Below are 12,321 nucleotides of genomic sequence, written 5' to 3'. Positions count from 1 at the left end.
ATAAAAAACCAGAGAAGCTAGCTTCTCTGGTTTAAATAATACTTTTTAAAACTGTCAACCTATTTTAGGACGACACAACATCATCTATTCTAATTTATTTAACTTTGGCATGAAGTTGGCTTATAGTTTTTTACATCTAAAAACAGATGTATAAATAACTTTTATAAATTTGCATAGTAAATAAATTAAATCATAATGAAGAAAATTACTTTTATCATTTGTTTCCTTTTCATTTCTACAAGTCTTTTTAGTCAAAACAGAGAAGGATCTATCTTCTATTCTTTTGTTGAAAAAACTGACACTGAATATAAAATTAGTGTAGATATCTATGAAGTTGAAAAGATTGAATTTATTAAAATAGAACTTGTAGACGAAAACAAAAATGAACTAGTTGTAGAAACTGCTGAGTTGGCTTTAAGAGAAGGAAAATACTATTTAAAGTTTAATGACGAAGAAAAAGAAGTTGTACCTGAAGACATTACTTTATCGATAAAAAATGAATACAACGATATTAAATATCCTCAAATAAATATAAAGTTACTAGACAAACTACTAAGACTAGTAGATTATTCACAAAAGGTATTTTATTAAGCATAAAAAATCCTGAGAATTACTTCTCAGGATTTTCTTTTTTATAGAGTTAAATAAACTGCAAATTAGTATAAGAACTGTAATGCAATAATATCATTTGGACCAAACTCTCCATCATCACCTGAATTAAAACAAGCGATCATAACAGAAGTTGGGTCATATCCTGCAGGAGTTCCTGGAACTGGGTTAGCTCCAACACCAGCAGTACCTTCGTTTACGTTTTGACCACAACTTTGTCTTGTTTGATAATCTGTATGACGGAAACCAACAGAGTGACCTATTTCGTGAGTAATTACATGCTCATTAACATTAGTAGAAAAACCTTCTAATCCGAAAATTTGAACAAATTTAAATGGATTACCTCCTGTTGGGAAACCAGCAGATCCTCCAGAACCATTTTGATTAGGGTTGTTGTAAACTACCATATCTTGTGGTTGATAATTTGTACCAAAAGTTAAGTTAAATCTAATACTTAGGTTTAATCTGTTATAGTTGTTTACAGCCCACTGTAAAGCTGTTTGAGCTTTATTAGATAAACCAAAACCTCCACCACCAGTAAATCCGATGATATTAATAACTGTATTTTGAGCAACTAAATTATTAGTATAGTAGTTTCTACCAGATAAATCTTGTAAATTAGGAAGACTATTGATTTTATCTTCTGTCATGTGAATATCACCTTCAATTTGATACATAGGAGTTATATCTCCGTTAGGTAATACGAAATCTACTTTTTTAGCATCTTTTGGATTCATATCAAAATCAACTAACTTTGATACAAGTGCAGAAGAAATACCGTTATCAGCCACAGCTTCAGGCTGATTGTTGTCCTCTGATTGACATGCGAAAAAACTCGCACCAACCAACAATAATGCAATTCGGGAGAATTTCATTTTTTTCATCTTTAAATTGTTTTTTAATGGTTATTAATTAAATTTTTAACGAAATTATAACTTTTTTTTCACCATTTTAACATTTAATCGTTTTTACACAACATTAAATTAAATGTTAACAAAACAACAATATGTTTAAAAATTTAACATTTTTACTGTAAAAAAAACAGAAAGCAACATATGAAGAATTACACAAAATATAGTAAGCACAAATAACTTTTCAGCTTACAGTTTACAACCATAAACATTTAAACCATTTCAAACTAATATTTAGTAAGCTCAAAAAAATATATAAAAAGCTAAAAAACACACCCTACAAAACCTATCTAAAAAATAGGATAAAGATTAAAAAACTCTTTTTCAAACACATATAAACACAAAAAAGATCTCTAATAATGAGACTTTTAATTAAATTAAAACTAATTTATTATTTATTACTAAAAGACGAGCTTCTTCTTAAAATCGAAGAAGCTCTTTTGCTTTGGGGATTATATAAAGGTATTGGGGATTACCTAGTACTGTTCTTTTTCCTTAACTTATCTTCATACTAATTAGACACTTAGAAAAATAAAAAGTCACAATAAAAAAAGAAGACTTCAAAATTAATTGAAGCCTCCTTGTCTAACCAAACTTAGTATAAAAACTAACTACTACTATTTTTATTATGATATATTTTTATATTTTCAAGTATTTATAACTAATCTCAAATAATTATCAGTGTTAAAAAAAAGAGGCTTTAAAAGCAAAAGCCCCTTGTCTAACCAAACTTAGTATAAAAACTAACTACTACTATTTTTAACTACTATTAACTATTTAAACACTTTTATGTGTTTTTTACATCTTTATAACTTAGGGATTATAAAATTGTAATTTGGGAATTACTATATATTGTTAATGAACTTATCTAATCTTGAAAACAATTGTTAAACTGTTACATTTATTTGACACACTTTTTTTTGATTGGTCACAAAAAAAAGGAGATTCGAAATAAAATATTTTAAATCTCCTTGTCTAACCAAACTTAGTATAAAAACTAACTACTACTATTTTTAACTATTACTAACTATTATACTTTATGTGTTGTTATATCTCTATAACTAGGGATTATAAAATTGTAATTTGGGAATTACTATAATATTGTTAATGAACTTATCTAATCTTGAAAACAGCTGTTATACTGTTACATTTATTTGACACACTTTTTTTTGATTGGTCACAAAAAAAAGGAGATTCGAAATAAAATATTTTAAATCTCCTTGTCTAACCAAACTTAGTATAAAAACTAACTACTACTATTTTTAACTACTACTAACTATTATACTTTATGTGCCGTTATATTTCTATAACTAGGGATTATAAAATTGTAATTTGGGAATTACTATATATTTTCAATGAACTTATTTAATTTTAAAACAGTTATTATACTGTTACATTAAATAAGACACATCTTTTTTTGATTGGTCACTATAAAAAGAAAAAACTCAATGAAATTGAGTTTTTAGTGAAGATATTTTCTTAAAATTATTCTATGTTTTGGTATAGACTTATCGTAGTTTTCTACTAATAACTCTAGTATTTCCGGGGGCTTCACCCCTATTTCTTTTTTTGACAAGAATTTGGAAACATATAAATTATAGCTATCTGTTTTTTTTTCAAAAATTAAAAAATGTTCGCTATTTAGTTCTGTAAAAGCTATTTCGTTTCCAGAAAAAGTGTTTGATAGATCTTCAGAAAAATCTGAAAAATCGTAGTACTTAAGTACATTTTCCATGTTATACTATTTCAGCAGATAAACCTAATTCTAACAGCTTAGAACATCTTGGTTCTAAATCTTTATATTCTCCTGTTTTAACAGCACACTTTCCTTTATAATGCACAAGTATTGTACATTGTTCTGCTTGCTCTAAAGTATGGTCGCAAACATCAATTAAACTATCTATTACAAAGTCAAATGTATTTACATCATCATTATACAAAATAATTTCATGTTGACTAGTTTCTTGTACTAGTACATCTAATTCTTCTTGTATTTTTTCTATCGTACTCATCTTCAATTTTACTTAATATACTTTAACGACACCCAGTTATTTCTTTCAATAACTACATCTAAGGTCATTCCGTATTTAGATACTTCTTTATCTATAATTGGAATATCTTCCTTATAAAATCCACTTAAAAGTAATATTCCTTTCTCACTTATACAACTCATATAAGCATTCATATCTTTTAAAAGAATATTTCTATTAATATTTGCGATAATGACATCGTATTTTCTATTAACTAACAACTCTGCGTCTCCTTCTAAAACAGTAATATTTTTACAAGAATTTCTCTCTACATTCTCTAAAGAATTTACGTAACACCAATTATCAATATCTATAGCATCTATTGGGTTTGCACCTTTCATTTCAGCAAAAATTGCTAAAACTCCAGTACCACACCCCATATCTAATACTTTTTTATCTTGTAAATTTAAACCTATAAGATGTTGTATCATCATGTATGTTGTTTCATGATGACCTGTTCCGAAACTCATCTTAGGTTCAATAACTATATCGTATTCTAAGTTTGGATTTTCATGAAAAGGAGCTCTAATACTCACTTTGTCTTCTACTTGAATTGGATTAAAATGTTTTTCCCATTCTTCATTCCAATTTGTTTGTTCAACTTCTTTGAACTCGTAAGTTATTTCAAACTCCGTTGACTCAAGTATAAAGATTTCCTCTAAAACATCTTCTTTCCAATCTTTCTTTTGAATATAAGCTAACAATCCAGTTTCATTTTCAACAAAACTTTCAAAATTTTTCTCACCTAATTCAGCTATTAAAATTTCAATTGCTGGCTGTTTAGGTTCTACTACAAAAGAATACTCTATATATATATTATCCAATTAAATTGATTTTACAATAGCAGAAAAATCTTTTTCTTTTAATGAAGCTCCTCCAATTAAACCTCCATCAACATCTGGTTTAGAAAAAATTTCTTCTGCATTATTTGGTTTTACACTACCTCCATAAAGAATAGAAACATTATCAGCCAATTTAGCATCATAAGACTTAGCTAATAAACCTCTAATAAACTCATGCATTTCTTGAGCTTGATCTGCTGTAGCTGTTTGTCCTGTTCCTATTGCCCATACAGGTTCATAAGCTAAAATGATATTTTTGAATGCTTCTGCCTGTAACCCGAAAAGTGCTTCTTTTAATTGGCTTTCTACAACTGAGAAATGATTTTCATTTTGTCTGTCTTCTAATTGTTCTCCAAAACAAAAAATAACATCTAAACCTTTTGCTACTGCTGTATTTACTTTTTGAGCTAAAGCTTCATCTGTTTCGTTAAAATAAGCTCTTCTTTCCGAATGCCCCAAAATAACAACATTTACTCCAATATCTAACAACATATCAGCAGAAATCTCACCTGTAAAGGCTCCATTTTTAGCTTCGTGTAAATTTTGAGCAGAAACTTCTAGAACACTCTTTGCGGTTTTCTTTACAGCATGTTGAAGATTTACAAATGTTGGAGCAATAATTACACGAGTATTATCTAATTTTACTCCTTTTAATTCTTTTTTTAACCCTTTAAGTAACTCTTTAGTTTCATTTAAAGTGTTGTTCATTTTCCAGTTACCTGCTACAATTTTTTGTCTCATTGGTTTTGTTATAAATACTTCTGTTATTGAAGGTTGATTATTATTAGTTTACTAGCACATTTATTTTAAAAAACTTTGTAGTGCAATCACACAAAACTAGTTTTTTAATGACGAAGTTTAAAGATTAAGCTTTAGTTTTTTTACGAAAACGTAATAATTATTTGAGGGCATTTAAAATTCTAGAATCATTAATTCTAATCGCATTAAAGACTTCAATACCTCCTGTTTCATCTATCACTAAATATCTTGGTATCCATGACAAATCTAAAAATTCACCTAAATCTCCATCCCAACTAGAAGGCAATAAATAATGTTCTCCTTTGATTCCATATTTACTTATTCCATTCTGTAAATCAGTTAATGAATCATCTATGGATAAAAATAAAAAAACTATATCTGGATTGTCTTTCTGAAGTTGCATAACTTTAGGCATTGACTTGATACAATCTGAACACCAAGAAGCCCATACATCAATTAAAATCTTTTTTCCCTTATATTGATTTAAAACATTCTTGAAAGTAATCGTATCATTTGATAATGTTACCAATTGATCTTGCAAAGCCTTTTCAGAAAACGAAGTTTCTATTCTTGGCTTACAGCTTAAAAACACCATCAAAATAAATAATAAAGAAAGTAACTTCATTTATTTCAATTTATCTGATACTTTGGATGTTTTAAAAACTTCTATATTTCCTTGCTCATCTATCTTTAGAAATCTAGGAATACTTTTTAATTTTAGAAATTTCCCTAAACTTCCTTCTCCTTTTTCAGGAATGTAATAAAATTGTCCTTTAGGTTTTACATACGCTAAACCTCGCTTCCAATCGTAATAGGAATGATCTACCGATAAAAAAACAAAGCTGAATTCAGGATTTTCTTTTTGAAATTTTAAAACATCATCAAAACTATCTTGACTTACAGGACAATAACTAGCGAAGATTTGAGCAAAAATCTTTTTCCCTTTATTGCGCTCTAAAACTTCTTTAAATGTTATTGTTTCTCGATCTAAAGTTTGAATTTTCTCATTTAATGCAGACTCTGAAAACACTTTCGGTGAAGCACAACTTGCTAAGAAAACTATAATTACCAAATAAAAATATTTCATTTAATTCAATTTTACTCTTGGATCTAACCAAACATAAATAATGTCTACCAAAATATTGATTATTATAAATATACTTGAAATCACTAATACACTTCCCATAATAACTGGTAAATCTAAAGTATCTAAAGCATTAACAATCTCTTTTCCTAAACCATTCCAGTTAAAAATATATTCAATAAAAACTGCTCCTGCTAACATTGAAGCAAACCAACCTGAAATTGCAGTAACTACAGGATTTAATGAATTCTTTAAAGCATGGTTTTTAATTACTTTGAAATTAGATAATCCTTTTGCTCGAGCTGTTCTTATATAATCTTGATTTAAAGTTTCTAACAAGGAATTTCTCATTAATTGACTCACAACAGCTAACGGTCGTATTCCTAAAACAATGGCTGGCAATATTAAATTTTTCCATTGTATGTAAATTCCTTCACCAAAATCATCTACAACAAATAAACTTCCTGTCATTTCAAGTCCTGTAAATTCATGAAGTACAAATCCGAAAAACCAAGCGAATAAAATTGCTGAGAAAAAGGAAGGTATACTCATTCCTAATGTACTTAAAACAGCTATGAATTTATCTAAAGTAGAATTTTTATAAACCGCAGAAAATACTCCTAATAGAATTCCTAAAACAATAGCCATTGTGATAGCAAAACTTGCAAGAACTATAGTATTAGGTAATGTTTCTTTAATTACTGAAGTTACAGATTTTCCATTTTTTTGAAAAGATTCCCTTAAATAAGGATATTTTATAACTACACTTAAATCACCAACGGAAAAAATATTTTTAAATGTATATTTTTCTGAAGCCAATGAAGTATAATGATTTTCATTTTTGCTATGAAAAGACAAAGGTGACAAATCATTCAAATAATATAAATATTGAGTTCCAACTGATTGATCGAAACCATACTTTTTTCTAATAACTTCTAGTTGTTCACTATCTTCTCTTTGTCCCATTAACATTCGAGCTGGATCACCAGGTAAAATATTAAAAAGAAAGAAAACAACGGTTACTACTCCTAAAAGTGTTAGAAAACCATAAAAAATCTTAGTTGTTATATACTGAAACATTTGAAAACAAAGATAACAGAAACTTTAAAATAGTTACTTTTGCCTAACTTTTTAACAACAAACAATGACAACTGAACAATTAGTAGCTGAAATACGACAAAAAAAATCGTTTTTGTGTATTGGGTTAGATGTAGATTTAAATAAAATACCCAAACATTTATTAGCGTTAGAAGATCCTATTTTTGAATTTAACAAAGCAATTATAGATGCTACTCACCATCTTTGTGTCGCCTATAAACCGAATACTGCTTTTTATGAAGCTTATGGTATTAAAGGATGGAAATCTTTAGAAAAAACAATACAATACATAAACGAAAATCACCCTAATATTTTTACGATTGCTGATGCTAAGAGAGGAGATATTGGAAATACTTCAACAATGTATGCTAAAGCTTTTTTTGAAGATTTATCTTTTGATTCAGTTACAGTTGCTCCTTACATGGGAAAAGATTCTGTTGAACCTTTTTTAGCTTTTGAAGACAAACACACCATTTTATTAGCTTTAACTTCTAATGCTGGAGCTTTTGATTTTCAAACTCAAAAAGTAGATGATAAAGAAGTGTATAAACATGTTTTAAATACATCTAAAACATGGAAAAATGCACATAACTTAATGTACGTAGTTGGCGCTACAAAAGCAGAATATTTAAAAGATATTCGTGAAATTATACCTGAAAGTTTCTTATTAGTTCCTGGAGTTGGTGCTCAAGGTGGAAATTTACAAGAAGTTTGCAAATATGGTATGAACTCTTCTGTTGGTTTATTAATCAACTCCTCTAGAGGAATTATTTATGCAGGAAATGATGAAAACTTTGCTAAAGAGGCAGCAAAAAAAGCGGAAGAATTACAATCGCAAATGAGTGCAATTTTATAAATAAAAAAGGTCTTAAGCGTAAAACTTAAGACCTTTTTACTTTTTAATTATTTCCTAGCTAACTCTAACGCTTTTTCTAAAAACTCATCTCTACCTTCCTTAACACCTTGTATTGTTTTTTCTACATAAACATTTGGTAAAATTCCTATTCCATGATGTTGAGAACCATCGTGCTTTACCACTTTCATCCCAGTCCAAGAAATTCGGTAGTTACCGGGTAAAGTAAACGGATTTACATTCCCATTTGTTCCTGCAGTAGGTTGACCTATAATAGTTGCCAACTTATAGCCTTCAATGAAGCCCATAAAACTCTCTGCATAACTTATCGCTCTTCCGTCTATGATAAAAAATATCTTTGCTTTAAGTTTTTCTTTTTTAGCCTTTAAACTCCAACCAAACGTCTTATAATTTATTGATTTTTTTTGATCAGGATATACCATTTCAGGAACTTGCATCCAACTCGTATTCTCATCATTTTTTGATAATAAATAAGTAATTAACTCATGATTACCATTCGGATAACCTCTTAGATCACAAATAATTGATTTTGCTTTTTTTAATGTAGACATTTTATCGAAAACTTTATCTATACTAATTTCATCGATATCTAAATAATAAATCCCTTCCTCTATTTCTTTAAATGTTGGTCTTTTCTCCTTAATAAGTTCTCGATAGTAAGACCTATACGAAACATTCCTAATTACGTTTACCTCTTTATTAGTAGAAGTTTTCAGATTTAAAACAGACAATTTTCTTCCTAAAAGGGATTTAATTTTAGCTCTATGATTTAACCAACCTTGTGTAGGAGCCGAAATAGTTTTCTCTATTTCTTTAAAATATTTCTTACTTGGTTTTCCATCTATAGACACAATTTCATCTCCTATTTTTAAACCTTCTATTCCATTGTTTTTAGTTATGATTAATTTTCCTTCGATCCATTCCCAAGAAAAATTCGGACAATATCTTTTTTGCGTTTCACCTGATACTCTTACATGACCATCCTTTAATGATGCCGTAAAGATTTCTAAATTTTCTAAAAACTTCTCTGAATCAAAAATTCTATCGCATCTTAAAAAAGCATTTTCCAATTCTTTATTCCAATTGACATTAACTACATCAAAATATGGATAAAAATGCTGAAAAACATTCCATGTATTTATAATATTACCGTATTGAAAAGCTAAATTTCTAGTTTCTAGCTTTAGTCCTTTCATTTTTTTGTTCAGGTTATCTAATTTTTTTGAATCTGATTTTGGATAAGTACCATTTTTATTTGTGTACAAAACTAAAGGTATGTGACAGGAAACCTCTTGATTTATAGTTTCATTAATATACTCACCAAATTTTAATTCTGTTTCAAAATTTTTCTTGGTTTTCCTTTTTCTTTCATCAGCTCTAAATTGAATTTTTAAGACATGATTATCTTTATTAGATTCATCTGTTACATATTCTGTGCTATATCCCCTTTTTTTAACTTTCCATGTTTTTGATTTTACATTTTCAAAATCTCCATTTTCTAATTGGATTTCTTTCCAAGAACCATTATCATCTACAAAAAACTTAAAGTCATCCGTAAATAATTGTCCATCACCAATCAAAATAGAGCCGATTAAAACACTTTCAGCATCTTCATCTACTTTTCCAATAATTTCATAATTACTCCAATCTGATTTTCTAATTGGATTTTCCGACATGTTATTAAAAAAACCAGGCTTAGATTCTTTTCGGTCTACTCTCATCCATAATCTTCCGTTTCCATTAATTCCTTCATATTTACATTTTGCAGAAATTTTGATTTTCTTTCCAGCATACTTTCCACCATCTAATTTAACTGTTGTACTTGCAAAAGAAGGATCTTCTGTTATCAACTCATAAGAATTTGTTCTAATACTTCTATAGATATTTCCTTTTTTTTTGGTTCCAAAACCTAAACCTGAATGTTGCCAAAAAGTTGGTTTATAACTTTTCACATCATCTGGTTGAATAAATTCTTTATTAAATTGGATATTATCTTTTGTCTTGAAAAAGTTTATACTCGGCGCTACAGGAACGAATAATTCTTTTAATATAGAAATAAGCTCATTGTTATTTTTTGCATCTATTACTTTGTCTGCTCCATATATTGCGAACTTACCCCAATCTAATTCATAAGCTTCATCACTAGGATGAAAATATTTTACGTAACCATAAGCTTTAGTAAATGCTTTTAAATTTTCTTTTTCTTGTTTGCTCAGATTTACTTGAGAACATAAACTCATAGAAAAAAGGAACAAAATAAAATACATGATTTTTTTCATAGGATTGATTAGTTTAATTAGTTTGAATTCAAATATTACACTCTAACTATTCTTATTATGCAAATACTTTGTTAATTAACAAAAGATTACAAAAACAAAAGCTATATATACTAAAGAAAAAAGGATTAAATGGAGGAAAGTATTTAAAATAAAAAAAGTCAAGGTTAACAACTCCTTGACTTATTGGTTGATTAATTCAAACAACTATACTTTGAACAGTTGTTTCCTCAAAAGTAAATACAATTAAGGTGCATTAAAGCAGTTTTGATGCAAATTGACTAGATTTTGAACTAAATGATAGTAAAATGGAATCTAATCATTTTCACATAAAAAACTGAAGCTGTCTAAAAAGACAGCTTCAATTAATTACTAATTAATACTAAAATTTATAAAACAAATTTATACTCTAAATTAGTACCCTGGATTTTGGGCTAAGAATGGAGATAAATCTCTAACCGCCTGAGGGATTGGGAAAATTGTGCGGTCCATTCCTGGAGCAGATAAGTTAGCATCTGGTTGCCCAGGTCTTCTTAAATCCATTCCGTTTCTCATTAAATCCATTCTTCTTTGTCCTTCGAAAGCTAATTCTTTTCTTCTTTCGTTTAGGATGATATCTAAATCAACAGCAGTTAAGTTAGGTAAACCAGCTCTTGTTCTTAATGTATTGATATCTGCTAAAGGTGCAGCACCAACAGTAGAACCAGCTCTGAAGTTTCCTTCTGCTCTTGTTAAATACATTTCTGTAATTCTAATTACAGGAGCATCATCAGCGTCGTTATTTCCATCAGGGAATTTACTTGTAAAAGTTCTAACGTTACCTTGCGCATCATTACCTGTTTGATTTAAAGTAGTGAATCTTAAATCTCCTGGTTCAGCAGCATAAGCAGCTAATAAATCATCAGAGAAAGGAGCATCTCCTCTTCCTAATGGGTTTGGATTTGTTAAACCTGAAAATCCTTCTCCACTATCTTGACCATCATCTGCATTGTTAGCTAATGTAAAAATATGCTCAGTAGATCCTCTTTGATTGTAGAAAGTATAATCTGTTGCTAAAGCATAGAAACCATCACTAATTACTTCATCAGCCATTTGAGCAGCATCAGCAAATCTCTCTTGATATAAATATAATCTTGCTAATAAAGCTTTAGCAGCTCCTGAATTCGCTTTAATTCTTGTAGTAGGCGCTCCTAAATCAGGAATAATAGCTAATAATTCAGACTCTATGAAGTCATGAACTTCTCCTAAAGTAGCTCTATTAACTTCTAAACCAATCTCAGAGCTAGTTACTAATGGTACACTTAAATTATTTCTTCCATCAGCCACTTGTAATGGTTGACCAAAGTAAGCTGAAATATTTAAGTAAACTAAAGCTCTCATAAATCTAGCTTCAGCAATAGCCTGTGTTCTTTGTGCAGGAGTAAAGCTAGCATCATCAACTAAAGGAACATTATCAATTACTAAGTTAGCAGAAGCAATTGTCTCATAATTGTCATCCCACATTCCATTGATAGATGTGTTCGTAGATAAAATAGTATACTGTCTGATTTCGTTAAAAGTAGGGAAAGTTCCCTCAAAATCAACATTATCAGATTGCCATTCTCCACTTAACTGTAATGTACCATTTAATACATCATCTTGTTGAGCAGCACTATACATACCTTCTAAAGCTCCTAAAGCTAATGTTCCGTTTGAGAATACTAACTCAGTAACTGGAGAATCTTCAGGTAATACATTTAATTCATCTTCACAAGACGTAAAAATCAATGAAGATACTGCAAGACTTAAAATTCCTGCTCTTTTTAGTATTGTGTTTATATTATTTTTCATGATTTACG

General features: G+C 28.9%; 12 protein-coding genes. 2 read left to right on the top strand and 10 right to left on the bottom strand.

All coding sequences use genetic code 11. The features are described 5' to 3' along the window. The first annotated feature begins 195 nt into the window (after positions 1-195). Entirely contained in the window at positions 196-591 is a 396-nt protein-coding gene (locus Q1A46_RS14525; RefSeq protein ID WP_299680187.1) for a hypothetical protein, read from the top strand. A 65-nt stretch (positions 592-656) separates the two neighbouring features. On the opposite strand, the gene Q1A46_RS14520 is transcribed toward Q1A46_RS14525, so the two are convergent. The 8 genes from Q1A46_RS14520 to Q1A46_RS14485 all read right to left on the bottom strand — a co-directional run bounded on the left by Q1A46_RS14520 (position 657) and on the right by Q1A46_RS14485 (position 7,315). Beyond that, positions 657-1,493 (bottom strand): M57 family metalloprotease, encoded by an 837-nt coding sequence (locus tag Q1A46_RS14520; protein ID WP_299680184.1) that lies wholly within the window; start codon positions 1,491-1,493, stop codon positions 657-659. Between the two features lie 1,489 nt (positions 1,494-2,982). Further along, entirely contained in the window at positions 2,983-3,255 is a 273-nt protein-coding gene (locus Q1A46_RS14515; protein ID WP_299680181.1) for a hypothetical protein, read from the bottom strand. Position 3,256: 1 nt separating this feature from the next. Beyond that, positions 3,257-3,532 carry an ATP-dependent Clp protease adaptor ClpS gene (locus Q1A46_RS14510; RefSeq protein ID WP_299680178.1) on the bottom strand — a complete coding sequence of 92 codons (276 nt, stop codon included), beginning with the start codon at positions 3,530-3,532 and terminating at the stop codon, positions 3,257-3,259. Between the two features lie 8 nt (positions 3,533-3,540). After that, on the bottom strand, positions 3,541-4,374 hold the full coding sequence (prmA, locus tag Q1A46_RS14505) for a 50S ribosomal protein L11 methyltransferase (protein WP_299680175.1): 834 nt from the start codon (positions 4,372-4,374) through the stop codon (positions 3,541-3,543). Beyond that, positions 4,375-5,133: a triose-phosphate isomerase gene (tpiA, locus tag Q1A46_RS14500; protein ID WP_299680172.1), complete on the bottom strand. Its 759-nt coding sequence runs from the start codon at positions 5,131-5,133 to the stop codon at positions 4,375-4,377. It lies immediately after the preceding gene. Positions 5,134-5,290: 157 nt separating this feature from the next. After that, positions 5,291-5,776 (bottom strand): TlpA disulfide reductase family protein, encoded by a 486-nt coding sequence (locus tag Q1A46_RS14495; protein ID WP_299680169.1) that lies wholly within the window; start codon positions 5,774-5,776, stop codon positions 5,291-5,293. Further along, positions 5,777-6,238, bottom strand: coding sequence for a thioredoxin-like domain-containing protein (locus tag Q1A46_RS14490; protein WP_095073472.1), 462 nt, complete (start codon positions 6,236-6,238; stop codon positions 5,777-5,779). It lies immediately after the preceding gene. After that, the gene (locus Q1A46_RS14485) at positions 6,239-7,315 is read right to left on the bottom strand and encodes an ABC transporter permease (RefSeq protein WP_299680161.1); all 1,077 of its coding nucleotides are present in this window, start codon (positions 7,313-7,315) and stop codon (positions 6,239-6,241) included. Between the two features lie 64 nt (positions 7,316-7,379). On the opposite strand from Q1A46_RS14485, the gene pyrF reads away from it, so the two are divergent. Continuing rightward, on the top strand, positions 7,380-8,189 hold the full coding sequence (pyrF, locus tag Q1A46_RS14480) for an orotidine-5'-phosphate decarboxylase (protein WP_299680158.1): 810 nt from the start codon (positions 7,380-7,382) through the stop codon (positions 8,187-8,189). A gap of 47 nt (positions 8,190-8,236) precedes the next feature. On the opposite strand, the gene Q1A46_RS14475 is transcribed toward pyrF, so the two are convergent. Then, the gene (locus tag Q1A46_RS14475) at positions 8,237-10,486 is read right to left on the bottom strand and encodes a S41 family peptidase (protein ID WP_299680155.1); all 2,250 of its coding nucleotides are present in this window, start codon (positions 10,484-10,486) and stop codon (positions 8,237-8,239) included. Positions 10,487-10,897: 411 nt separating this feature from the next. Further along, entirely contained in the window at positions 10,898-12,313 is a 1,416-nt protein-coding gene (locus Q1A46_RS14470) for a RagB/SusD family nutrient uptake outer membrane protein (protein WP_299680152.1), read from the bottom strand. Positions 12,314-12,321: the final 8 nt, after the last annotated feature.

Source organism: uncultured Tenacibaculum sp., assembly GCF_947502995.1.
In the GTDB taxonomy this organism is placed as follows: Bacteria; Bacteroidota; Bacteroidia; order Flavobacteriales; family Flavobacteriaceae; genus Polaribacter.
Note: the sequence above shows the minus strand (reverse complement) of the source record. Positions and strands in the feature narration are given on the sequence as shown.